This window comes from Blautia sp. HCP3S3_B11 (assembly GCF_052064435.1).
GTDB lineage: Bacteria > Bacillota > Clostridia > Lachnospirales > Lachnospiraceae > Blautia_A.
This window is the reverse complement of the sequence record NZ_JBQHVP010000010.1, coordinates 1-24,247: the sequence shown is the minus strand read 5'-3', so window position 1 is coordinate 24,247 and position 24,247 is coordinate 1. Positions and strand designations below refer to the sequence as shown.

20 protein-coding genes are annotated in these 24,247 nt (G+C 39.8%); 5 read left to right on the top strand and 15 right to left on the bottom strand.

Going from position 1 to position 24,247, the window contains the following annotated elements; translation table 11 throughout:
- Window positions 1-26: 26 nt before the first annotated feature.
- The 7 genes from ACTNC0_RS09365 to ACTNC0_RS09335 all read right to left on the bottom strand — a co-directional run bounded on the left by ACTNC0_RS09365 (window position 27) and on the right by ACTNC0_RS09335 (window position 8,845).
- Window positions 27-551 carry an adenine phosphoribosyltransferase gene (locus tag ACTNC0_RS09365; RefSeq protein ID WP_441087158.1) on the bottom strand — a complete coding sequence of 175 codons (525 nt, stop codon included), beginning with the start codon at window positions 549-551 and terminating at the stop codon, window positions 27-29.
- A gap of 160 nt (window positions 552-711) precedes the next feature.
- Window positions 712-2,424 (bottom strand): single-stranded-DNA-specific exonuclease RecJ, encoded by a 1,713-nt coding sequence (recJ, locus tag ACTNC0_RS09360; protein ID WP_441087157.1) that lies wholly within the window; start codon window positions 2,422-2,424, stop codon window positions 712-714.
- Window positions 2,425-2,609: 185 nt separating this feature from the next.
- The gene (gene secD / locus ACTNC0_RS09355; RefSeq protein ID WP_441087156.1) at window positions 2,610-5,024 is read right to left on the bottom strand and encodes a protein translocase subunit SecD; all 2,415 of its coding nucleotides are present in this window, start codon (window positions 5,022-5,024) and stop codon (window positions 2,610-2,612) included.
- A gap of 203 nt (window positions 5,025-5,227) precedes the next feature.
- A complete protein-coding gene (gene scfB, locus ACTNC0_RS09350) occupies window positions 5,228-6,595 on the bottom strand; it encodes a thioether cross-link-forming SCIFF peptide maturase (RefSeq protein WP_441087155.1) in 1,368 nt (455 codons plus the stop codon).
- Window positions 6,596-6,676: 81 nt separating this feature from the next.
- Entirely contained in the window at window positions 6,677-6,817 is a 141-nt protein-coding gene (scfA, locus tag ACTNC0_RS09345; protein ID WP_008703734.1) for a six-cysteine ranthipeptide SCIFF, read from the bottom strand.
- 73 nt (window positions 6,818-6,890) lie between these two features.
- On the bottom strand, window positions 6,891-7,241 hold the full coding sequence (locus ACTNC0_RS09340; protein WP_117675443.1) for a TIGR04086 family membrane protein: 351 nt from the start codon (window positions 7,239-7,241) through the stop codon (window positions 6,891-6,893).
- 83 nt (window positions 7,242-7,324) lie between these two features.
- A complete protein-coding gene (locus ACTNC0_RS09335; protein ID WP_441087154.1) occupies window positions 7,325-8,845 on the bottom strand; it encodes a hypothetical protein in 1,521 nt (506 codons plus the stop codon).
- 535 nt (window positions 8,846-9,380) lie between these two features.
- On the opposite strand from ACTNC0_RS09335, the gene ACTNC0_RS09330 reads away from it, so the two are divergent.
- Window positions 9,381-10,664, top strand: a complete 1,284-nt coding sequence (locus tag ACTNC0_RS09330; RefSeq protein WP_441087153.1) for an HlyC/CorC family transporter — start codon at window positions 9,381-9,383, stop codon at window positions 10,662-10,664.
- Between the two features lie 2 nt (window positions 10,665-10,666).
- Here ACTNC0_RS09330 and ACTNC0_RS09325 read toward each other — a convergent pair whose 3' ends face one another.
- Both ACTNC0_RS09325 and ACTNC0_RS09320 read right to left on the bottom strand, forming a co-directional pair.
- The gene (locus ACTNC0_RS09325) at window positions 10,667-11,266 is read right to left on the bottom strand and encodes a YdcF family protein (RefSeq protein WP_441087152.1); all 600 of its coding nucleotides are present in this window, start codon (window positions 11,264-11,266) and stop codon (window positions 10,667-10,669) included.
- A 202-nt stretch (window positions 11,267-11,468) separates the two neighbouring features.
- Window positions 11,469-12,233 (bottom strand): N-acetylmuramoyl-L-alanine amidase, encoded by a 765-nt coding sequence (locus ACTNC0_RS09320; protein WP_441087151.1) that lies wholly within the window; start codon window positions 12,231-12,233, stop codon window positions 11,469-11,471.
- Window positions 12,234-12,569: 336 nt separating this feature from the next.
- On the opposite strand from ACTNC0_RS09320, the gene ACTNC0_RS09315 reads away from it, so the two are divergent.
- From ACTNC0_RS09315 to ACTNC0_RS09305, 3 genes are all read left to right on the top strand, one after another.
- Entirely contained in the window at window positions 12,570-13,634 is a 1,065-nt protein-coding gene (locus ACTNC0_RS09315) for an ABC transporter substrate-binding protein (RefSeq protein ID WP_441087150.1), read from the top strand.
- Between the two features lie 124 nt (window positions 13,635-13,758).
- The gene (locus ACTNC0_RS09310; RefSeq protein WP_441087149.1) at window positions 13,759-14,676 is read left to right on the top strand and encodes an ABC transporter permease; all 918 of its coding nucleotides are present in this window, start codon (window positions 13,759-13,761) and stop codon (window positions 14,674-14,676) included.
- A gap of 2 nt (window positions 14,677-14,678) precedes the next feature.
- Window positions 14,679-15,473 carry an ABC transporter ATP-binding protein gene (locus ACTNC0_RS09305; protein ID WP_117844276.1) on the top strand — a complete coding sequence of 265 codons (795 nt, stop codon included), beginning with the start codon at window positions 14,679-14,681 and terminating at the stop codon, window positions 15,471-15,473.
- A 411-nt stretch (window positions 15,474-15,884) separates the two neighbouring features.
- Here the strand turns inward: ACTNC0_RS09305 and ACTNC0_RS09300 are convergent, their stop codons facing one another.
- From ACTNC0_RS09300 to ACTNC0_RS09275, 6 genes are all read right to left on the bottom strand, one after another.
- Complete coding sequence (locus tag ACTNC0_RS09300) at window positions 15,885-16,826, bottom strand: DUF5688 family protein (RefSeq protein WP_441087148.1); 942 nt, start codon at window positions 16,824-16,826, stop codon at window positions 15,885-15,887.
- A 174-nt stretch (window positions 16,827-17,000) separates the two neighbouring features.
- Window positions 17,001-17,477: a low molecular weight protein-tyrosine-phosphatase gene (locus ACTNC0_RS09295; RefSeq protein WP_441087147.1), complete on the bottom strand. Its 477-nt coding sequence runs from the start codon at window positions 17,475-17,477 to the stop codon at window positions 17,001-17,003.
- 450 nt (window positions 17,478-17,927) lie between these two features.
- Window positions 17,928-19,199 carry a tyrosine-type recombinase/integrase gene (locus ACTNC0_RS09290; RefSeq protein ID WP_441087146.1) on the bottom strand — a complete coding sequence of 424 codons (1,272 nt, stop codon included), beginning with the start codon at window positions 19,197-19,199 and terminating at the stop codon, window positions 17,928-17,930.
- A gap of 142 nt (window positions 19,200-19,341) precedes the next feature.
- A complete protein-coding gene (locus ACTNC0_RS09285) occupies window positions 19,342-19,557 on the bottom strand; it encodes an excisionase (RefSeq protein ID WP_441087145.1) in 216 nt (71 codons plus the stop codon).
- 122 nt (window positions 19,558-19,679) lie between these two features.
- Entirely contained in the window at window positions 19,680-22,352 is a 2,673-nt protein-coding gene (locus ACTNC0_RS09280; RefSeq protein WP_441087144.1) for a hypothetical protein, read from the bottom strand.
- Window positions 22,353-22,427: 75 nt separating this feature from the next.
- On the bottom strand, window positions 22,428-22,595 hold the full coding sequence (locus ACTNC0_RS09275) for a hypothetical protein (RefSeq protein ID WP_441087143.1): 168 nt from the start codon (window positions 22,593-22,595) through the stop codon (window positions 22,428-22,430).
- A 251-nt stretch (window positions 22,596-22,846) separates the two neighbouring features.
- On the opposite strand from ACTNC0_RS09275, the gene ACTNC0_RS09270 reads away from it, so the two are divergent.
- Window positions 22,847-23,794: a DDE-type integrase/transposase/recombinase gene (locus ACTNC0_RS09270; RefSeq protein ID WP_441087142.1), complete on the top strand. Its 948-nt coding sequence runs from the start codon at window positions 22,847-22,849 to the stop codon at window positions 23,792-23,794.
- Window positions 23,795-24,247: the final 453 nt, after the last annotated feature.

The following is a 24,247-nucleotide window of genomic DNA, read 5'->3' as shown; positions in this document are numbered from 1 at the left end:
TGCCTGTCCTGCACGATCAGTCGTGCTTATTTACCGTCATAACAAATCACGGATGCTACATCATATCCTCTCAGTCTTTCACGACCTTTTAATCCTGCAAGTTCCATCAGGAATACAACTTTGACCACTTCTCCGCCAAGCTGTTCTACAAGTTTAATGGCTGCTTCGATAGTACCGCCGGTTGCGATCAGGTCATCAATGATTACTACTTTCTGACCAGGTTTGATGGAATCTTTGTGCATCTCGATCTCTGCGCTGCCATACTCCAGTTCATAGCTTGCAGATACTGTTTCGCATGGAAGTTTCCCTTTCTTACGAATCGGTATAAATGGTTTATGAAGATTATACGCAATTGGCACGCCAAAGATAAATCCTCTGGATTCTGTACCCGCGATCACATCTACGTCTAAATCTTTCAGACAATCCTGCATAGAATTGATTGCCAGCTGCAGACCATCTGCGTCCTGCAGAACACTTGTAATATCTCTGAAAATAATCCCCGGTTCTGGAAAATCCGGTATACTTCTTACGTATTCTTCAATTTTCTTCATTTTATCTCTCCTCCGGCATATTTAATACAAATCTTCAATAATTTCCCCAATTTTGCTGAAAAAACAGAGGCTTGTTCTATTTAGTCAAGTAATAGATTAACTCATAAATATTTTATAGTATATCACCTTTTTATTTTAGAATCAATCGTTACTCTTATACTTAACAATAATTCTGAATAATGATCTGGAGACTTTCCCGGCCTCTGAACCTGTTAATTTCCGGATAATAAGTAACAGAAATACTGTCCTTTTCTCGTATAAAATTCATAAAATCATCTGCTTCTCCAAAATAAATTCCTTCTATTATGGCGCCCTGAGGGTCAAGAAGTTTTAATTTCACCACATTCTTATTTTTTCCAATAATGTTGCTGTCAAGCACTCTTAATCCTTTTTGCGCAAAAATTGGCTTTACATTTCCCTTTCCAAAAGGTTCTAACAGAGAAATCTGTTCTAACAGTTCTTTTGTAATATAGGAAATCGGCATTGCCACATCAATTACGATCTTAGGCCTTAGATCTTCTTCGGTCAATGTACAATTTTGGTTCAGCTGTTCTCTGAATTTCTCTATATTCTCTTCCTCTATCGAAAGTCCTGCCGCCATCGGATGCCCACCAAACTGAACCATCAGATCTGCACATTTTACCAGTTCATCATACATGGAATAGCTTTCTATGGATCTTCCACTGCCTTTTGCACATTTTTCTCCTTTTGTCAGCACAAATGCGGGTTTGTGATATTTCTCCCTGAGTCTTCCTGCAATAATTCCCGCAAGGCTCTCATGGCATTCCGGAAGATACACCACCAGCACCCTGTCATTTTTCAGTTCTGTTGTTTCTATAAGCTGGATTGCTTCTTCCTTTCCTTTTTCAGTAAGTGCTTTTCTACTCTGATTAAGCGCTGTTAAATCCCCCGCAAGTTTTGCTGCTTCTTCTTTTGTCGGCGCATTCAAAAGTGCAAGCGAACGTGCTGCTGTGTCCAGTCTTCCACTGGCATTGATGCAAGGTCCTAACACAAATCCAATGTGATAGGCTGTAATCTTTGAGTCCTCCAGATTATTGGCGCGAATCAGTTCCTGCAAACCTTTATTTTTTGTATTTGGGAGGCGTCTGAGGCCTTCTTTTACCAGAATACGGTTTTCTCCCTGAAGATCCATGACATCACCCACTGTTGCAATTGCAACCAGCTCATAGTAATCTTCTAGTTCTTTCTTTTGGATATCAAATCGTTCATAAAGAGCTGTGATGTATTTAAAAGCTACCACTGCACCACATAGATTTTTATTCGGATACAAACAGTCATATTGTTTCGGATTCAGAATCGCATCCGCAGGCGGCAATATTACCCGGCGTTCTCCGTTTTCCTCTCTGTAAGGAATTTCATGATGATCTGTTACGATCACTGTCATGCCTTTTTCTTTTGCCATCTGAATTTCTGCAGAAGCAGCAATTCCATTATCACAAGTTACGATAGTGTCAATTTTATCCGACTCAGCTCTGTCTATCAGATGCTCATGGATCCCATATCCGTCTGCGACTCTGTCAGGAATATAAGTATCTACATTTGCTCCGATTCTTGTCAAGCCTTTCAATAAAATATATGTAGAAGTTACACCATCAATATCATAGTCTCCGATAATCCGGATTTTCGCCTGCTGCTGTATTTTTTTCTCCAGTATGTCTACTGCTTTTTTCATATCTTTCATTAACCAGGGAGATGGAATCGTATCTATTGTCCCTAACAGATATTCTTTTATTTTCTCTTCCCCGACCACATCTCTGTTTCTGATCAGCCTTGCGATCACCGGATCAATATGAAACTGTCTGCCTATCAGGTTAAAGTCCGCCTTCTTTGCAGCTACTACCCATTTTTCCATGTTTTTTATCCTCATTTATCTATAATAGTTAAACAAAACTAATTCCCTTTGCTTTCTCGTGAATGTCCACGGATTATTACATAATAATACAGTTTTCATCGGCTATGCAATACGTTTATAAAAAATGTCCCGGGGATTATCCCCCGGGACGGTATGTATCTGAACATTTAAATCAGATGAATATTCTATTTCTGTTCAGCATCATCATTTTGCTGATTTTTTGCAGCTTCTTCAGCCTCCAGACGCTCAGCTACTCTTTTTCTGTTTTTCTTCTTAGGCTGAGTCGGATCTTTCTGCGATACGTCACGTGCTTTTTTAGGTTTAGAAGAAGATTTTCCGGATGTGGAAACTGTAGCAATCGCCGACTGTCCTTTTCCTGCAAATTTCTTTTTCATTACATACCATAATGCACCTGTAATGCATACAGAAGAATATGCACCGACAAGAACACCAACCATCAGAGGTGCTGCGAACTCACGGATAGAAGAAACACCCATGATATAAAGAACAGCTACCATAACGAAAGTTGTAAAGGAAGTATAAATACTTCTTGTAAGTGTCTGAGTGATACTTGCATTTACAATCTCTGCCAGTTTCTCTCTGGAACCGCTGTGCAGATTCTCACGGATACGGTCGAAGATAACGATCGTAGCGTTAATGGAATAACCTACAATCGTAAGCATGCAGGCAATAAATGTATTACCTACGGATACTCTCGCGATTGCATAGAAAGCAAGTACAACTAAAACATCATGCAGAAGTGCAAGTACCGCACTGCTTGCAAAACGGATGTCTTTAAATCTGAACCAGATATAAAGAAGCATACAGATTGTAGCTACGATAACCGCTACAATTGCATCCTGACGCATTTCCTTACTTACTGTAGAAGAAATGCTCTCTGTGGAAATTGTGCTCTCATCTACACCAAATTTCTCAACCAGTGCATCTTTAAGCGCCTCACGCTCGCTCTGTTCCAGAGAACGTGTCTTAATTACAACCTGATTTGTTCCTACTACTTTTGTAGGCTGAACGTTCTTATCGCCTGTTACATCTTCAACAACTGGTGTCACCTCAGAGTCAATTGTCTTAATGTCCATGTCCTCATTAAATGTAACAGTTGTAGAAGTACCACCTGAGAACTCAAGGCTGTAATTCAAAGCTTTATTTCCGGCATTTGAATGAATAAACATTGCTAACGGACCGCTAAGAATAAGGATAATGGAAATAATGAAGAATACTTTCTTCTTTCCAAGGAAATCTACTACCTTACGTTCTTTAGCAGCTCCGTAGAATTTCGCGTCGCGAACTCCAACTGCATAAAGCGCGTTCACAATCAGTCGGGATACAACCAAGGCTGTAAACATAGAGATTACGATACCAAGAGCCAAAGTATAAGCAAATCCCTTAACTGTACCGGATCCAAGCCACATCAGCACACATGCAGCGATCAGAGTTGTGATATTTCCATCGAAGATCGCGGAGAAAGCTTTGCTAAAACCGGATTTAATGGAATTTCTTACGGATACACCTGCACCGATCTCCTCACGAATACGCGCATAAATAATAACGTTGGCATCCACCGCCATACCGATACCCAGGATAATACCCGCAATACCCGGAAGAGTAAGTGTGATGTCAAAGGCATTCAGTATAATCAGCATCAATGATGTATAAAGGATCAGTGCAGCACCTGCAACAACACCAGGTACGCGGTATACAATGATCATGAAAATGATAACAATGATAAGGCCGATAGCACCTGCAAGAACACTTGTAGAAATTGCTTCCTCACCAAGCTGTGCAGCTACAACACTGGAACGAAGTTCTTCCAGTTCCAGTCCCAGGGAACCGATACGGATATAAGAAGCAAGGTTCTGTGCTTCTTCCAGATCGGACATACCACTAATCTGTGCTTTTCCACCGGAAATCTCCTCATTTACGTTCGGAGCACTGATGATCTGATTATCGTAAACAATCGCGATCTGCTTGCCTACATTCTCTTTCGTAGCTTCTGCAAACCTTGCCTTACCACTGTTGTCTCCGTCAGAAGTAAGTGTAAGACTTACTACATACTCTTTTGCGCTTGTGTTCTGGTTCTGAATGGCACCACCCTGTGCATCTGCCACATCAGAGCCCTCCAGAACAACACTTCCGGATTCTTTAATCTCATCCATTGTTCTGGAAAGAACATAGCCGTTCTGTCCTGTTGTAAAGTTCTGGTTTCCGTCAGCATCCTGCTGAGTGATAAAATACAGAGAACCCGGTTTACCCAGATCGTTCAGAATGGTATCTGCATCTGTAACACCAGGAATCTCAACTGTGATACGGTCTGATCCTTCCTGATATACCTGAGCTTCTGTACTGTACTGTTCTACACGCTTCTGGAGCTTGTAGATAGTATCTGACATTTCCTCGCTTGTCGGATTACTTTCCTTGGCCTGGTAGGTAATGCTGACACCACCGGCAAGATCAAGACCTGTGTTGATATGTTTTGCTGCACCGGTTCCGGTAGGACCGATACCTACGGCTGCAGTAAAGCAAAAGAACACAGTCAGGATCAGTGTCAGAAGCAGCACTACGATTCCTTTACTTTTCTTCATAGTTCTTTTCCCTTCTTGATTATTTGTCCGCGGTCATGTGTCCATCTGCATGTACATCCATCAAGCAGATATTCTTTACCTGCTTTCACTACCTGCACATAACCGAAGAAGTGATTCGGTTATGAACAAATATTGATGTACCGGGCCATTTTCTATTATGATAACAGCCGGCAGATCACGCTATCAACCAGCATCCCTGCTGATTAATCACATGCCAGTGCGGCTTTTATCATGATAGCGCACTCCACACGTTTTCTCTGGAGTTCGCATCCGATTTCATAATTACCTTTGATATCTCCCTGGAAATGGAATGCATTTGCCGCACATCCGCCACTGCAGTAGAAACGTGCAAAACAGTTCTTGCAATCCTTCTTTGTATAAACGTTGCATCCTCCAAATTCTTTCTGAATCTCTGGTTTTACGATACCCTCGTCTACATTTCCCATCAGATATTTTTCTTCACCAACGAACTGATGACATGGGTAAAGGTCACCCCATGGTGTTACAGCCAGGTATTCTGTTCCTGAACCACAGCCAGACAGTCTCTTGTAAACGCATGGACCACCTGTCAGATCGATCATAAAGTGGAAGAAATTAAATCCTCTTCCCTCTTTTTCTCTCTTGATCATTTCTTTTGCAAGAGCATCATACTCTTCTATGATCTGCGGAATATCCTCCTCACGAATTGCATATTCCTCTGCATCTGCTGCGACTACCGGCTCTACGGAAATCTGTTTAAATCCCAGATCTGCCAGATGAAGCACATCTTTTGAGAAATCAAGATTATGATGTGTAAATGTACCTCTTACATAATACTTGTCCTGATTTCTGGATTCTGCAAACTTCTGGAATTTCGGCATGATCAGGTCATAGCTTCCGGCACCTTTTCTGAACGGACGCATATAATCATGTACTTCCTTACGTCCATCCACACTCAGTACAACATTTGCCATTTCTTTATTGCAGAATTCCATTACTTCATCATTAAGCAGAACGCCGTTTGTAGTAAGTGTAAAACGGAAGTTCTTATTATGAATCTTCTCCTGCTCTCTGCCGTATTTTACCAGATCTTTTACAACCTGCCAGTTCATCAATGGCTCTCCGCCAAAGAAATCCACTTCCAGGTTTCTTCTGGATCCTGAATTTGCGATCAGGAAATCAAGTGCTTTCTTGCCGACTTCATAAGACATCAGGGCTCTTCTGCCATGATACTCTCCCTCTTCGGCAAAACAATAACGGCAGGCCAGATTGCAGTCATGCGCAATGTGCAGGCACAATGCTTTTACAACGGTCTGCCGGTTATTTGAAAATTCTTCAATTGCATTCTCGTAAACATCTTTTGTAAAAAGCATTCCATCTTCTTTCAGCTTATTACATTCCTTTACAGATGTTTCGATATCTTCTTTCTTATATTTGTTTCCCAGTTTCTCTGCAATAGCTTCTGCGTCCAGACCTTCTTCCAGGTAAGGAAGCGCTTCATATGTAACCTCATCTACCAGATGAATACATCCACTGTTGATGTCCAGCACAATATTAAAGCCATTGCTTTTATAACGGTGAATCAGACTCATTTTAACTAAAATCCTTTCTAAGCGTAAGATAAGCAGCGGAATTTCCACTCCGCTGCTTATCTCATTTCTCCATAGCTGATCTTATTTCTGCTCACAGCTCTGGTTTCCTACTGTACAGGAAGTTTTACATGCGGACTGGCAGGAAGTCTGGCACTCGCCACATCCACCTTTCTTTACTGTGTTCTGTAAATTCTTTGTATTCAGGGTTTTGATATGTTCCATAACTCTATCCTCCTTATGTAATTATATTCTTGGCATAGTATATCATATATTTTTTAATTTTGAAAGCTTTTTTTTACGACAGCATTCCACCAAGTGTTCCACCGCCCGCACACATGAAAAATGTAGTAACCGCATGTGCCAGACTCATGTCCCAATGCCCCTTTACTGTAAAGGAAACTGCCAGCAATAACACATAGTAGGCCAGACCTGTTACAACTCCCCACAGATATTTATCTCTATGTGTAATTTTACCGGCCATAAAACCTCCCATGAAGCAGGCAAACACATAGACAACGATAATTCCTATGTCTACTGCCGTCTCTCCAAGATCAAAAGTAAACAGCAGAAATGCCAGGAGCAGTAATGCTACCCCGGTTAGTGCATACGCAAATAATAATGATTTTAAAATCGTTCTGACTCTCATATACTTCCCTCCTGTTAAACTATATGGGAGAGAAATATATGTTATTCAAAATTTTATTTTCTGTTTTCTTCTACACTTTTATCTTATTTCTTTTTCTTCTTTATAAACACAACCACTCCGATGATTACTGCCGCAGCCACCACCAGTATTACAAATGGCAGAATTGTTGTTGTATCACCGGTATTTACCGCATTATTATTCTTAGCAGTTTCATTTCCCGAAGAACTGTCTGTCTGTGCGGATAATGAAGAAGTATTATTATTGTCAGAATTAGTATTAATTGACACTGTATTATTGTTACCTGTATCAGAAGACTGTTCCTGCGTATCAGATGAAGCCGGAGTAGGTGTCACTGTCCCGGCACTGTTTGAATCATCTCCGGTATCCGGACCTACCAGCTGTCTGCTTCCGGCAATTCCAAACGGACTGAAAGAATGCGTGCTAAACACCATGATTCCATCTTCCACGCTAGGAATGATTGTCTCAGTTGCACCATTATCCAGAAGATGCTCAATTGTATACTCATATCCAGATTTCACCGGTACAGTTACGCTGACATACTCTCCGCTTGGAATTTCATATTCTGTGTCATTCTGAAGATCCCAGAGTTCAAATTCATAAGACTGGAAAATCATCGCATCGGATTCATTTGTGAACTGATAGCTGTCCCCGCTTGATACTCTGAACTGCACATACCAAGGAAGATTAACGCCACTTACTGTGATACCGTCACAGGTATGGTTAATCTCTGACCGCTTTTCTTTTTCTTCATCTGACAGGTTATCTTCCACATCTGTCGGACGGTTATCTTTTTCGTCTGGTAATACAGGATTGTCGAAAATGTTATCATCCTTGCTATCTGTGTTGTCTGAATCATTTTTTTTCTCATCAGCAGTATCCTGTGTCGTGTCATCTGCAATTTCTAATTTGCCGGTAACATCTGTGCTGTCTGAACTCTTGTCTGTACTATTTTCTTTGCTGTTTTTATCCTTATCATTCTGTGTGTCGTTTTCTTTTTTACTGTTTTCGTCTTTATTTTCCTTATCCGTGTTATCTTTATTTGCTTCAGCCGAATTCACTTCATCAGATTTACCATCTTTGTTATCGGAAGTATTTTTTTCTTCTTCAGCCGGAGTCTCTGATGGCGTTTCCTGATCCTTAGTATCCTCTGAATCCCCTGTCACATCTGTGGAACTGCTGTCATCAATGCCATTTACCACTACATTAATATATCCAACAACTGCTCCCGCCTCTGAATCCCATCCTTCTGCATGACTCAGATCCTGTCCCTCTGCTGGTATAAGAAGCACCTCGCAAGCCTGTACTCTCTGTGTCGGGACAAAACTTCCATCTGCCCATTCAAGAGTTCCATTTTCAGTTATCGGAAGTGCTATATTCGCAAGTTCTGTAGGCTGATCAATTGTAATATTATCCGGTATCTGTGCATCAGACACCTTTTCCTGTGATTCAGCCGCACTGACTGGTTCGGTCACAACAGGTACACTTCCTGTGATCAAAGCTGCTGTTAAAGCTGCTGCCGCAAGAATTCCCATTTTTTTCCCTGTTAATTTATTTCTTTTCATTCTATTTATGTTATTAGACATTTCGCACCTCTGTTTTTCATTTATCTTTCTTGTTTATATGTTATATATTAAGCAGATATCTTTAAGCCGTATCATCTGCTATCTATAACTGAACCTAAATATGCCGTTCAAATTCAGTTTATTTTCCAATATCTGGCACTACCAGTTCAAAAGCTTTATCGTGCAGGCACGAACAGTTTTTGAACTTTTAACCTTGGTATCATTTATATTTTTTTATACGGCATTATAATTATATAATAATATCGTATATATGTATATACTATCAAATTTTTATTATTTTGTAAATATTTTGTAATATTTTTTTTGATTTTAGCCGAATGAATTATAACACAAATCTTACTTTTTCAACACCCCTCATTTAAATTTTTTTTGCATTATTTTTTATAAGTAAGCTTTTTCTTGATTTTTTATAGGAAATCATGTATATTTTGCTTAAATATTTTTTGAGAGAATCTAATCAATTAAGAAAAGAAGTCCTTGTCTTTTTGATCCAGCCATACTCTCAACTATCATAATCAAAAGGAGTGAAAAAACTTTGGACTCAGGTATTGTTTTTCAGGCAGTGGCAATCATCATACTGATTGCTCTTTCTTCATTTTTTTCTTCTGCCGAAACTGCTATGACAACTGTAAATAAAATCCGAATACAGTCTCTTTCTGAGCAGGGAGATAAGCGGGCTGTTATTCTGGAAAAAGTAATCTCTGACTCGCCTAAAATGCTCAGTGCTATATTAATAGGAAACAACATTGTAAATATGTCTGTTTCCTCTCTTATGACCACACTCACCATCAAAGTTCTCGGTAATGCATATGTCGGCATCGCAACCGGAATCCTTACTTTACTGATCTTGATTTTCGGTGAGATCACACCTAAGAACATGGCTACCATCCATGCAGAAAAACTTGCACTTGCATATGCCAGAATTATTTATGGATTTATGTTCATTCTTACCCCGGTTGTGTTTATCGTAACTAAAATAACCTCCGGTGTACTTTTACTGTTCCATATCGATCCGAATGCAAAAGCAAACGCCATGACAGAACATGAGCTGCGTACCCTCGTTAATGTCGGTCAGGAAGAGGGCGTTATTGAAAACGAAGAAAAACAAATGATCTATAATGTATTCGATTTCGGTGACTCTACCGCCAGAGACGTAATGATTCCACGAATTGACATGACCTTTGTGAATGTCGATTCCACTTATGATGAACTTATGGAGATCTTCAGTGAAGATATGCATACCCGTTTTCCGGTTTATGAAGATAACACAGATAACGTAATCGGCATAATCAATATGAAAGATCTTCTTATTTATCCAAAAGATAAACCCTTTTCTATCCGCAATATCCTGCGTGAGCCTTACTTTACTTACGAATATAAGGCTACCGCAGATCTCATGATTGAAATGCGTAAGGCATCTGTCAATCTTGCAATCGTTCTTGATGAATACGGCGCAACTGCCGGGCTCGTCACATTAGAAGACCTGCTTGAAGAAATCGTAGGTGAGATCCGGGATGAATATGACGAGGACGAAGTCGAAGATATTAAGGAAATACAGCCTGACAGAGAATATGTAGTCCAAGGCTCTGCTAAACTTGACGATATCAACGAAACTCTGCATATCAATCTGGAATCTGAAGATTACGACTCTATTGGCGGATATATTATAGAACAGCTTGACTGTCTGCCAAAGGAAGGCCAGTCAGTTACACTTGAAAGCGGTATCCGCCTGGTTGTTGACCATCTGGACAAAAATAGAATCGAACTTGTCCACATCTGGCTTCCTGAACAAAAAACCGAAACAGAAGAACAGAAATAATATCATCTCTCCAGCATCAGTGAAAATTGTTTCACGATTCTGGAGAGTTCTCCTGTAACAACATCAATTCCTTCTTCACTCTCCCGCCAGTTCTCTCTGGCGATTCCATCTGCAACCACCGGTACTACATAAAATTGTGTTTCCGGGTATAAAATCTGATAATACATCAGGCATCTTCTGGAATGATACGATTTGCAGCACAAAATTGCATTTTTTATTTCCAGTCCCATCTGGTCAGTTATCTGTCTGGAATAAATTGCATTTTCATACGTAAAAGTTGCCTGATCTTCCCTCAGGATTTTTTCCTCCGGAACACCATTTTTTATAAGAACCTCTTTAAGAAATTCCCATTCTGTCTTATATTCTTTATTATAAATATCTGACTTCTCAAGAACTCCCGAAAATTTCCCATTCACTACACTGTATCTTCCACTTGGCAAAATCCATTCAGCCATACCTTCTCTAAAAAGTCGCGCTGCACATTCAGCCATTTGAGGATAACCATTTCCCGGTACAAAAATAATATCTGATTTTTCTGGTGTATTCTCTGCAAAAATGAATTCCTCTGCATTTTTCAAAAATTCCGCATATGCATCCTTCATCGTTTATCAACTCTCCCTCTTTTGTTTTCACTATTCGCTCTGTTCTCATTAATAGTTACTGCTCATCCCGTTCTCAGTAACGCGCTTCGCGGGATAGTGATATATGAACAGTAACCATTAATATATCTTTTATCAATTATTTTCTATAAATTATAGCATATTTCTTCCTTCTGGTATATTGGCAAGTTGGTATACTATACATTTATTTTGTCACAATAATAGTACTATATCCATCATCTCTAAGTCTCTGTTCCATATTTACCGCATTACCAATCTGCTGATATGCCCCTGTCTGAACCTTATAAAATCCATCTTCATGCAAGATATATGACGGATATCCCTTTTCCAACAACTGATACAACATTCTGTCTGCATTTTCTCTTTTTCTAAATACTCCCGTCTGTACTCTGTAATAGAGCGGTTCCTGCACTGTCTCTTCATCCAAAGTTCCTAAGATCGCATCTGCGATTCCCTGCGCGATCTCATTGAATTTCTCATCAAACAACTTATTATCTTCATCTGAATTAATAAATCCAGTCTCTATCAAAAGAGCCGGCATCCTGGTCCGACGGAGCACCACCAGTCCTGGCCTTTCTTTTACTCCAATTTCCCGAAAACCTGCTTCCCCTAAAGCTCCCAGAATATTTTCTGCCATCTGATATTTTATCCCACTTTTATCATATATCAGCACTTCTGCCCCATTATACTGATTATCTTTGGAACTACTGTTCCTATGAAATGAAATAAAATAATCTACACCCGCCTGGTTTGCAAGCTGTGCTTTTTCAAAAGGTGTCTGATAAATATCTCCTGTGCGGGTATAAGAAACGTCAATTCCATTATTTTTTAAAATATTCCCCACAGCAAGTGCCAGTTTAAGATTATCATCCTTTTCCTGTCTTCCCTTATATACAGCTCCCGGATCCTGGCCGCCATGCCCCGCATCCAGCATAATCAAATACGCCATAATGACACACTGCCTTTTAATTTTCTTTCTATATAATATATGAAATAAAAATCTTACTGTTCACACGCCGCAATCTCATGAGGTGTTTTGACATTCTCATGCAAAACACCTCGCGGGATAGTGGCGTGTGAACAGTAACGATAAAAAAGCAATCATACAAACCAACTGGCAACAATCGCTTGACTTTTTAACATTAAAGCGTTATACTTTAAAACACCGAAGTGATTTTTCGACAAAGTAAGAGATCACTTTAAGTCAGGCGAATATTCACAATCCATTTTTCTATTTGCCTGATTTGGTTAAATCAAAAATCTTATTTTTAGGAGGATATATAATATGAAAAAAAAAGCATTATCAATTACTCTTGCGGCAGTCATGGCTATGGGAACCTGCGCAGTAACAGCAAGTGCCGCTGACGGAGACAAATATACAATCGGTATCTGCCAGCTTGTACAGCATGACGCTCTTGACGCTGCAACACAGGGATTTAAGGATGAAGTAACCAAAGAACTTGGCGAGGATGCCGTTACATTTGACGAACAGAATGCACAGGGCGATTCCAATACTTGTTCTACAATCGTTAACAGCTTTGTTTCCAACAATGTTGACCTGATCCTCGCAAACGCAACTCCAGCTCTTCAGGCTGCAGCAGCCGGAACAAGCGATATTCCGATTCTTGGTACTTCTGTTACAGAATATGGTGTTGCACTCGGACTTGATGATTTCGACGGAACTGTAGGTGGAAATATTTCCGGAACTGCTGACCTTGCACCACTTGATGAACAGGCTGCAATGCTTCAGGAACTTTTCCCTGATGCTAAAAATGTAGGTCTCCTCTACTGCTCTGCAGAAGCAAACTCACAGTATCAGGTAGATACAGTAAAAGCTGCTTTGGAAGAACTGGGATATACATGTGAATATTATGCATTCTCTGATTCCAATGACCTTTCTTCTGTTGCTACAACTGCTGCTGATGCCAGTGATGTAATCTATGTACCGACAGATAACACAGTTGCATCTAACACTGAAATCATCAACAACATCTGCCTTCCGGCAAAGGTTCCGGTAATCACAGGTGAAGAAGGTATCTGCGAGGGATGTGGTGTTGCAACACTTTCCATCAGCTACTATGATCTTGGTGTTACAACCGGTAAAATGGCAGTTAAAATCTTAAAAGACGGGGAAGATATTTCTACAATGCCAATCGAATATGCACCAAACTTCACAAAAGAATACAATAAAGATATCTGTGAAGAACTTGGCATCACAGTTCCTGATGATTATGTAGCAATCGGCGAAGCTGCTGAAGATACAGAAGAAGCATCTGACGATGCAGATGCAGCAGACGAAGCTACTGCTGAAACTGCTGAAGATGATGCAACTGAAGAGGCTGCTGAATAATTCTGAACGAAAATTTGTAACTGTTCAGTAACAACACAGTTACGAAAATTTAACTTATATGCGATCAGCGGGAAAGGTTTTATACCTCTCTCGCTTTTCGCGTCTCAACAGGAGGAAATTACAAATGCAAATTATGACGTTAATAGCTGCGCTTCCGGGCGCTGTGGCACAAGGTCTGATCTGGGGAATCATGGCAATCGGTGTTTATCTGACATTCCGCATTCTCGATATCGCAGACCTTACTGTAGATGGTACCATGTGTACCGGTGGTGCAGTATGTATAATGATGATGCTTTCCGGACATAATGTCTGGATTTCCATGCTCGCCGCTACTCTCGCAGGAATGCTTGCCGGTCTTGTTACTGGAATTTTCCATACATTTATGGGAATTCCTGCAATCCTTGCCGGAATTTTGACACAGTTATCTTTATACTCTGTCAACCTGAAAATTATGGGAAAAGCAAACCAGGCAATCAATGTTGATAAATACAATCTTCTGGTTTCTCTGCGTCATATTAAAAACACATCCCTTTCCAAAAACACCATCTTTATCGTAGCAATCATGTGTATTGTTCTGATTGCAATTTTATACTGGTTCTTCGGAACAGAACTTGGATGTTCTTTAAGAGCAACCGGATGTAACCCAAATATGTCACGTGCCCAGGGTATCAACACAAACATGAACAAAGTTCTTGGTCTTATGATCTCCAACGGTCTGGTAGGGCTTTCAAGCGCTCTCCTTGCACAGTATCAGGGTTTTGCAGATGTCAATATGGGACGTGGTTCCATCGTTATCGGTCTGGCTGCTGTTATTATCGGTGAGGCAATCTTCGGACGTGTTTTCCGTAACTTTGCACTTCGCCTGACCGCTGTTATTCTTGGCTCCATCCTGTACTATCTGGTACTTCAGGTCGTTATCTGGATGGGTATTGATACAGACCTGCTGAAGATGCTTTCCGCAATCGTTGTTGCCCTCTTCCTTGCGTTCCCATACTGGAAAGGCAAATATTTCAACAAACCGGTAAAAAGGGGAGGTAAATAAAAATGCTTGAATTAAAAAACATCTATAAAACATTTAACCCGGGAACCATCAATGAAAAGCGTGCTTTAAATGGCCTGAATCTTAAACTGAACGAAGGAGACTTTGTCACAGTCATCGGTGGAAACGGTGCCGGTAAATCTACTATGTTAAATGCTGTTGCAGGAACATGGCCGGTTGATGAAGGACAGATCCTTATCGACAATATTGATGTTACCAAACTTTCCGAACACAAGCGTGCCACATATCTTGGACGTGTATTCCAGGATCCGATGACCGGAACTGCTGCCACCATGGGTATTGAAGAAAACCTTGCACTTGCAAAACGTCGTGGAAAATCCCGTCTTCTCCGCTCTGGAATTACAAAAGCAGAACGAGAAGAATACAGAGAACTTCTCAAAATTCTCGGTCTTGGTCTGGAAGACAGACTTACCTCCAAAGTAGGACTCCTCTCCGGCGGACAGAGACAGGCGCTTACCCTTCTTATGGCGACACTCCAGAAACCGAAACTTCTGCTTCTGGATGAGCACACCGCTGCCCTTGATCCGAAAACAGCCGCAAAGGTTCTTGAAATCACAGATATGATCGTAAATCGTGATCACCTTACAACTCTGATGATCACCCACAATATGAAAGATGCCATTGCACATGGCAATCGTCTGATCATGATGATGGAAGGTAAAATCATTCTGGACATTCAGGGTGAAGAAAAGAAAAAACTGACTGTCAAAGACCTTCTGGATCAGTTTGAACGTGCAAGCGGCGAAGAATTCAGTAACGACTCCGCACTGCTTGGATAATTGCCGTTTTCAACTACACATAAGAATTTTACTATGAGAGTATTCTTTTAACGAATACTCTCATATTTTATCTCACACTATTTTATTGCTTCTTATATTATTAACAAGCAACGGCATTACACAATACCAACTAATATTTCAAATGGGCACCCCCTCCCCAACACGCTGCTTTATCTTCAACAAAGGTTATATTTCTAGTGTGCCAACAAGTTGATTCTTGAAACAATCTTGCAGGATAAATTTTCTTATTTCAAGGTGGAGGAAAGAGGTGTAGCGGTGGCTACGCCTCATTCCTTCGCCTTGCAGCTGAAGAAATCATCCTGCGTCAATATAGCAGAAACTTAATTTTCGCTGTACTAGCATTTATCATCAATACAACAAAAATCATATCCAATCATTCAAATACTATATTCACTCATCTAAAGAAGTTACACAAATAAATTTGTGTGTCTCTCTATTATACTGATAAATCCTGGATGTAAGATAATCTTCCTTAGGTGTGGCTTCTTTAATGGTATCTTCCAAAACATACTGCAAGTCTTCAGGCTCCACAAATTTGTCATTATGAATCATCACCTCGTGCACGCTTGTAAATACCATGTAGAAATCAGAATCCAGCATATATGCAAGCTGCTCTGCCACCCCGGGCAAAAACACTGCAACTGCTCCATTCGTCTTCTTGGTAGTGCTTAAACAATTTCCCATCGCATCTCTCTTTAATTCACATCTATCTCCCAGATTCATAAAACTCTCACCTTCATATTCCGGATTAAAGATCATCTGCTCCCATCTGTAAATTCTCGGTGGGCTCATAAAGTACGTATTGAGTAATGCTTCCTTAAATACCTCATCACTGTCTCTTCCCCATTGTTCCAGCATTCCCAGGCGGATTTTCGTACTAGTTACACATCCCTCATATTCAGTAACTTTCATATAAAGCACAAGCGCAATATCTCCAAGAGTTTTATAAACCGCATCCTGCAAATCTGCTGCATATTTATTGGCATTTAACAGTCTGATAAATAAACGCGGCTTTGTTTTTTCATAATCTTTGATTACTTTTGTTTTCTCATAAATATCAGCCTTTTTAATCCGCTTCAGATCATCTGTAATCTCAGCCATAATCTCCTCAAATGAACTTCCACTTTGATAAGATTTAAATAATTCCTGTGTATAAAGTCCGCAGACTTCCCATGCATCATCGTGCTCGGCAAACTTCACCAGCAGTCTGTCTCCTACAGGCGCAAATCTCCCGCCTTCTTTCTCAAAAGAAATATTTTCTCTTGGAATTCCTGTGGCCTCATAAATACCAATCTCCAGTTTCTCTACGAATGTTTCATAGTCTTTCTGCATATTCAGTTTCCTTTCTTACTTTGAAAATAATGCGGGCAGGATGCCCTGATTTGAACGTTGACTTCCCTTTCAGGAAAAAGAAATAAGGGAGCGAAAGCCCCCTTAAGAGTCGCTGTAGACATAGTATAAAATAGTCCCAGCCATTTGTAAAGTAAATTCCATCGACAAAAGGTTTTACAGTTTTTTTATATTTTGCAAGTACCTCAAAAAAGCTTCACAGCCCTCCACTACATCTGAATATGTGACGTCAAATCCACCTGTATACCATGGGTCTGCGATATCCCGCGGATTATCACTGTAATCCAGAAGAAGCTTGACCTTTCCCTCCGGATCCGCTTTCAGTATTCCCAACATATTCTTCAGATTCCAATGATCCATACCAAGAATATAGTCATACTTATCATAATCTGCTTTTGTCAACTGCACTGCTCTCTTACCTTTGCAACTGATTCCATGCCTAGCAAGCTCCTCCCTCGCCGGAGGATACACCGGATTCCCTATTCCATTCCAGATTTCCTCTGTACTGGTCGCGGCAGATGCAATATAGAACTGATCTGCAAGTCCTCGTTTTGATACCATATCTTTGAAAACAAATTCTGCCATTGGTGAACGGCAGATATTGCCGTGGCAAATAAATAACACGCGTATCATATATTTTTAACTCCTAACTTATCTCGGATTATCTCGGTTTTTCCTTATTTTTCAAGCATTCGCGCACTTTTTCAGTCTGCTGACCTTTTTTACATATCTCGGCTTATTTTGGCTTATCTCGGCATGTTTATTCCATCAAATGGTCTAAAAATTGGTCTAAAATGGTCTATGATTTCAAGTTTAGACCATTCGTTTTTTCTGGTCTAATCGTGGCACAAAATTTCCAAAAATTCTTAGACCACGCCTGATTTTTTAGACCATTACCATTTTCGGCAAATGTTAGAAAATATTTGCCAACCACAAATGGCTGATATCAGCAGATTCTTATGAAAATTTAGACCATTTCATAGACCACTCTTAACTACCATTTAGACCACAAATTCCTTCAAGGCCTTATAAATACGGACTTTTCTGAATAGTCTAAACTAAAAAGCTCACCGTTTTGATGGTCTAAACTGACTTTCTAAATCTGTCAGTGGCATCCACTTTCATACCAAGCTGCTTAAGCTCTGCATCAGCCTCTGCCTGCTTCTTGGCAAGCTTCTCAACCTCTTCTCTCGCATCATCCAGCTTAAGATGAGTATAAGTGTTGAGAGTGACGCTGATATCCGAATGTCCCATCAGATACTGAAGCACCTTAGGATTCATTCCGGACTTTGCCATATTAGAGCAGTACGTATGTCTGCAGACGTGAGGTGTAATCTTCGGAAGCTGAATGCGATAAATGCTGTTATACTTATCAACTGCATGCTGGAAGTACTTCTCCCAGTGCATTGCCACCATCGGCTTACCATCCTTATCAAAGCAAAGGAAGCCTGAGTAGCCATCAATCATCGGCTCCACCTTAAGCTTAGGTCTTGCCTTGATGATATTCTGAAAGCATTCATACACATCGTCCTGCATCGGAATCACTCTGGTACCGGCGTAGGTTTTCGTTGTATCGATATAAACCAACGTCCCGGTCTTCTGAAGCTGATGGTCAATATTGATGGTTCTGTTCTCCATGTCCAGATCCTTCAGCGTCAGTCCTGTAAACTCCGAAATACGCATCCCTGTCTTAAACAGAATGTACATACCGTCATAATACTTGCAGTAGTGCGCATCGTTCTTAATAAATTCGAGGAAAGTTCTTTCCTGTTTTCTTGTAATGGCCTCACGAGTAACTGCGTCATTTACCAGTACAGTAGCAAGCTGAAACTCAAAGGGATTCTTCCTTAATATATCGTCATCAACTGCCAGCTGAAATGCCGGTCTCACAACACCTCTGATAGAATGAATTGCTGAGAAACTCTTTTTATCCTCCTGCTGTAATTTGATGAGCCATTCCTTTGCATCGGATAATCTGACCTTGTCGATTCTCCTTGCTCCAAAGGGCTCCTTCTCCAGCAGATTAATTACAGTTCCGTAACCTGCTCTGGTTGTATGCTTAACTCCGGTCTTAGTTGCTATATATTTCTTCACAAGCTGAAGAACCGTTAAGCCGCCGCCATCAGGAACAATCATATCATCCAAATCCTTATTGATTGCCTTCTCCTGATCTCTTAAAGGCGCATTATCTTTTTTACCGGCTGGAATACTATCTGTAGCCACCAATCTCCAACTGTAAACTGTCTTGCGCTTACCATTGGCATCAATGTATCTATACTTATAGCGTCCATCCGCTTCCTGGCTCTCTCCTGTGCGAAGAATGCGATTCTTACTATCGCGTCTCTTTTCGCTCATTGAACATCGTCTCCTTTCGATTGAGGGAGCCATGCTTGAATATTTATCTAACATAGTTCATAGTATGTATCCGACTATGTATCAATATACTATCACATTCACGGCTCCTTTGCCACAAGAAAAATGAAAAATTTTTATGAACTCAGATCACATTCATCTGACTGTCCATATATTTTTCAAACTGCTCACGCTTGATCAGTGCTCTGTTTCCGTTCCAGAGGACAAAATCCTCATCGGAATGTTCCTGAACAAATATCTTCAGTTTCTTGTAACCTATTCCGAAATACTTCGATGCTTCATTCAGCGTTAATGTGTACTTCTGCCACCAAGGCAGCTCTCTTTTTTCGATACCGTTCATCTCAGGCACCTCCCTTCTATCTTCCTAAGCGCCTTTTGACGAGATAATTCCGGTAAAAGCCGAAAAAAGACAAAAAAATAGACCTGTAGGTATTTCTACCCACAGGTCCATTATGCTTTCAACTATTTCAACAAAAATAGTAACTGCTGAACCAGTCCCAAGCTATCGCTCCTTACCGCTTCAAGTTCACTCAACACTACTTTCTTATCAGATTTACATTGCTCGACACTGATGAATGTTCCACCATGTGAAGCATTATTTCTGTTATCAGCCGAAGAATCTACTGCTGATGCAAAAGCACAACAGTTTCTCATAAAGTCAGCATCATTAAACATAGCTTCTCTGCTATCAAAGCCTGTAATCCTTGCAAAATAATCACATAACTTTTCTAACCTTGTATTAGGAACAATGTTTTGTAATAAAATAGCAAAACTTTTATACATACATCTTGAGCTAACGCTTGTACATGAACGATTTCTATTCTGATAGTCTATATAATATCCTCTCTGATTAGGATCCGCATCAAGATATCCTCTTGCGTCACTTACGTCTATCCCTCGTCTTTTACAATCATAAAGAATATCCGTGAACTTTCTTCCATTAAATTCAAGCGCATTTAACTCATCTGAATATCCTTTCCAGATCAGCTTATTATAAGCCTCTTCAAAAGCCTGATAATAAAGTGCAGAGATACAGCTAAAGTCAAAGCCCTTATCAGCAAATTTCTCAGATGCATATCTGGCATAGAGCATTTCCGCTGTCGTAAGCGAATCAACCGTAGACTCCGGAAGAATAGCAGCCTTCTCACCAAGACTTAGCAGTATTCCTTCCTTTATCCTCTGATAATCGTCCTCCTGTTTACAGTTCAAAATTAAAGCATCACTTAATCTCTGACTTATTTCATCCAACCATTCTGTATAACGCTCTTTTTCATCACAATCCGGGAATCTAAGAATCTCCTCACGGATTCGGGTCTTAGTCTGTAATATTTCTTCATCTTTCTTGCCCTCGATTTTATCGATCAGGGAAAGAATTGAAGATTTAAGAACATCTGCAAAAATATCATTTCGATAATTCTCTTCCTCTACCTCCTGATCAGATAAAGATAATGCATTGATGCCTGCCTTTTCTCGATATTCCAGCATTCCTATCTCCTGGTCTCCAAGATGCGCATATACTTTATGAACAAGCCTATCATCAAGCAGCATTAGCTCACGTCTGTATTTCTCAATAGTATCTCGCCTCTTGACCTTAATATTAGCATGACAATTTACAAGAATTATTCTTAGCAACTCGCAGAACATATAAATAATATTAAGCGAAAATACAATTCGACTTGCAATAGTTTCCTGATCAATCAGGTCAGATTTTTCTTCCTCATGGCTTACCAATTCAGCAATCTTTTCCGCAGAAAGAGCTACACCTGTACCTGCAATTATTTTTTCAATTTCAAGCTCATACTCTGCGCTATTTTCAATCTCTTTCAATCTATCAGATAAATCCTTCATCTGAGCATCCGTTTCTGAAGAAATTCCAACAGCAACGATAGAACTGTCCTTCTGGAGTCTTTCAAAAGAAAGTCTATTTATTGCACCTTCATTCTCGTTCACAAAGCCAAACACTGTCTGATAAAAATCTTCGATTATATCATCAAGCGAAATATATTTAATGCTTTCCATCCCTAAGTTTTTCCTTAGTGCAGAGAGAGCTAACGATGCAAATTGTTTTGCCGTTTCTTTCCCAGGATTAAGTCTAAACTGATGAAATGACATAAACAAATAATTAAAGGTGCGCGGATCCATTGCCAACATAAAAACTGCCGGATGCAATCTAAAAGGTTTTTCCTCAGAAGTTTTTACAACACAATAAGCAGATGCCTTCTGCATTCTTTCATTTATCACTTCAAAAAGAGCCAGCAAATCTATTTCTCTATTATTAAGAGTATATTTCGCTCTTTCGATACCAGATATCACCAAATTATATTCGTTAATAATTCTAACTTTATCTTTCGGGGATCCGGCACAATTAATACGGCTTATAACGTTCCTTTCCTTTTGCGACAAATCATTTATTAAATCAATAAAAAGAGACCACTCCACCGACGTCTTATCTGCAATAGCTTTTTGGCTGTCATTGTCCGACTCGGCCTTCTCTCTTAACGCTACTTGTGCATTATGAATCTCTTGAAGCTTTTTCTTACCATAATCGGTCAATTTAGAAAAATATTTCTTATCAACCTTACTCCAATCGGCTTCAATAAGCTTAAGGATATTAGTCTTGGATGTGACCGACTTAACATTTATCGCCATACCATATTTGATTTCTTTGCTCTGCACAATTTTTAATAAATACATCCAGGCAAACATCATATCCTGATATTGGCTATAGTGTTCATTATTTGGCAAAGCATCATTACTGAAATAATAAGCCCATGCCCCATACCACAGAATCTTATCCACTGTCGTTACAGCCGGGCAAAGCTTTGACCCTTCTAAATATATTTTCCCGTTACCGCTATGTGTATCGACCGTATAACCTGTATTTATGAGAATATTTGCTTCCTGCTCAAATAATTCCGCTCTATTTAGTGACTCTATTTCTTTTACTCTATTGGCGAACGTTGTAAAAAGACCATAAGTGAGCATCGGATATTTTCTTAAAACCTTTACTCCTGGCTCTGAAAGAACAGCAAAATCCACCGAATCTGCCTTATATCCATCAACTATTTGCAAAACTTCTGACGGAAAGTTTCCTGCAATTAATCTCTTATTTACTTCATTATCCAAGATATCCATATCTGCACCGCCTTCCGTATTTTATAAAAAAAGCATATAACCACAGTCGATTACATGCTCCGATCATAACGGAGACTAGCAATCGCTGTTTCCAGCGATCGCATACTCCTTGCAAGCGTCAACTGCATGAGTTGATACGCGTTCAGCTGCAGCGCCGTCCATCTTCACAGCGAAGATTACGCCAACTGCTGCCGTGCCAAGGGCAACAACAAACTTCCAGTCAATGGTGACATTAAAGTTCATAGCACTACCTCCTTCCTGAGCAAAGCTCTAAGATTATATGTGGAGTACTATGTTGCCCTCATTCCACTTTAGTGGAATATTATAAAATACCAAATTGATTTTAGTTTGTCAATTACTTTTCCCGAAATAATCATAAAAAATTTGTAGGGTTACAATTGATGTGACACCCTAACGCTATACAAAAACGGTTAAGTACATTAGAATTTTAATCGCCAAACCAAAACCCTAACAAAAAGGAGTACTTAACCGTCATGAATACAATAACACATTCACAACGATATTTGCCACATGAAATTAACACAAAATTCTATGCAGTCAAACTATATCGCTCCGGAGTCGGTGTTTCTTTTGTCTGTCGAAGATATCATATCTCTAAATCTTCTCTTCTTCGATGGAACAAAAAGTTTGATGGGACAAAAGAGTCTTTGCTCGACAAATCCCATAGACCTCTCTCAAAACATCCAAACGCCCATACGGATGAAGAGTTGAAATGGATTCGAGATTACCATAGACGCAATCCAAAAATTTCTGTGTGCGAATTGTACGGAAAACTCCGCGCCAACAAAGGTTACTCTCGTCATCCGGGATCCTTATATCGTATCTACCGTAAACTTGGTTATTCCAGTTACGCACCTTCTACCAAAAAGAAAAGAAAACCTCAGCCTTACGACACTCCTACCGAGTTGGGAATCAAATGGCAAATGGATGTTAAATATGTCCCTACTGCCTGTTATTCCGGCACTGTCCCTCAAAAGTTTTATCAATACACAGTAATTGATGAAGCTTCCAGAGAACGTTTTATTTATCCATACATGGAGCAAAGCAGCTATTCCACGGTAGATTTCCTTAAGAGAGCAATCGCTTACTTCGGTTACAAGCCTTTCATTCTGCAAACCGATAATGGTGCCGAATTCACTCATCTAAAAAGATCTGATCGAACACACCCTTTAGATCTGCTGTGTTCTAAACTTAACATTGTACACAAGCGAATTCGTCCCAGAACACCTAGACACAATGGAAAAGTCGAACGAAGCCATCGTAATGATCAAGAACGATTTTATAATCATATGTCTTTCTACGACTATGATGATTTACAAACACAGATGAAACGATATTTAAATCGATCCAACAACATACCAATGCAGGTATTAGGCTGGAAATCACCTTTGCAAAAACGTCTCATACTTGAGACACAATAATTCTTATTCCGCTTGTTTAATATAAATCTGCTAGGGTGTGACCTGTCAAGGTCATGCCCTGATAAGGGTGCTTTGCAACCTTGACAGGCCACATCCCAGCAGATAAAAAGTAGTCAAGCGGAATAAGAAAAGTGTGTAGCATTACATGCTCACTGGTTAAAATCTATAATACCATACCGTTCCTTTTATTTTTCAAAAGTTGGTGTCACATCATTGACTAATGTACATTTTCCCGAAATAATCATAAAAAATTATTCGTGCCAAGTCAATAAAAAAAGCCTACAGATACCCGAAATAAATCAGATACCCATAGGCTCAATAACGTTTCGTTATTCAGTTAAACCTTCTCACAATAATCCAACTTATCGTAAATATAGAGTTATCGTAAAACCAAAGGCCAATGGTAGTTTTCAGCAGAGAATAACCGTCAAAATTTACGATAACTCTTTTTTT

What these genes read in the sequence shown, in the direction of transcription:
- ACTNC0_RS09325 (WP_441087152.1), bottom strand. Translation starts at nt 11,266, where the DNA reads ATGAAGGATGCATATGCGGAATTTTTGAAAAATGCAGAGGAATTCATT.
- ACTNC0_RS09275 (WP_441087143.1), bottom strand. Translation starts at nt 22,595, where the DNA reads ATGAACTTTAATGTCACCATTGACTGGAAGTTTGTTGTTGCCCTTGGC.
- scfB (WP_441087155.1), bottom strand. Translation starts at nt 6,595, where the DNA reads ATGAGTCTGATTCACCGTTATAAAAGCAATGGCTTTAATATTGTGCTG.
- secD (WP_441087156.1), bottom strand. Translation starts at nt 5,024, where the DNA reads ATGAAGAAAAGTAAAGGAATCGTAGTGCTGCTTCTGACACTGATCCTG.
- ACTNC0_RS09315 (WP_441087150.1), top strand. Translation starts at nt 12,570, where the DNA reads ATGAAAAAAAAAGCATTATCAATTACTCTTGCGGCAGTCATGGCTATG.
- ACTNC0_RS09270 (WP_441087142.1), top strand. Translation starts at nt 22,847, where the DNA reads ATGAATACAATAACACATTCACAACGATATTTGCCACATGAAATTAAC.
- ACTNC0_RS09320 (WP_441087151.1), bottom strand. Translation starts at nt 12,233, where the DNA reads ATGGCGTATTTGATTATGCTGGATGCGGGGCATGGCGGCCAGGATCCG.
- ACTNC0_RS09290 (WP_441087146.1), bottom strand. Translation starts at nt 19,199, where the DNA reads ATGAGCGAAAAGAGACGCGATAGTAAGAATCGCATTCTTCGCACAGGA.
- ACTNC0_RS09305 (WP_117844276.1), top strand. Translation starts at nt 14,679, where the DNA reads ATGCTTGAATTAAAAAACATCTATAAAACATTTAACCCGGGAACCATC.
- ACTNC0_RS09280 (WP_441087144.1), bottom strand. Translation starts at nt 22,352, where the DNA reads ATGGATATCTTGGATAATGAAGTAAATAAGAGATTAATTGCAGGAAAC.
- ACTNC0_RS09295 (WP_441087147.1), bottom strand. Translation starts at nt 17,477, where the DNA reads ATGATACGCGTGTTATTTATTTGCCACGGCAATATCTGCCGTTCACCA.
- recJ (WP_441087157.1), bottom strand. Translation starts at nt 2,424, where the DNA reads ATGGAAAAATGGGTAGTAGCTGCAAAGAAGGCGGACTTTAACCTGATA.
- ACTNC0_RS09340 (WP_117675443.1), bottom strand. Translation starts at nt 7,241, where the DNA reads ATGAGAGTCAGAACGATTTTAAAATCATTATTATTTGCGTATGCACTA.
- ACTNC0_RS09365 (WP_441087158.1), bottom strand. Translation starts at nt 551, where the DNA reads ATGAAGAAAATTGAAGAATACGTAAGAAGTATACCGGATTTTCCAGAA.
- scfA (WP_008703734.1), bottom strand. Translation starts at nt 6,817, where the DNA reads ATGGAACATATCAAAACCCTGAATACAAAGAATTTACAGAACACAGTA.
- ACTNC0_RS09335 (WP_441087154.1), bottom strand. Translation starts at nt 8,845, where the DNA reads ATGTCTAATAACATAAATAGAATGAAAAGAAATAAATTAACAGGGAAA.
- ACTNC0_RS09310 (WP_441087149.1), top strand. Translation starts at nt 13,759, where the DNA reads ATGCAAATTATGACGTTAATAGCTGCGCTTCCGGGCGCTGTGGCACAA.
- ACTNC0_RS09300 (WP_441087148.1), bottom strand. Translation starts at nt 16,826, where the DNA reads ATGCAGAAAGACTATGAAACATTCGTAGAGAAACTGGAGATTGGTATT.
- ACTNC0_RS09285 (WP_441087145.1), bottom strand. Translation starts at nt 19,557, where the DNA reads ATGAACGGTATCGAAAAAAGAGAGCTGCCTTGGTGGCAGAAGTACACA.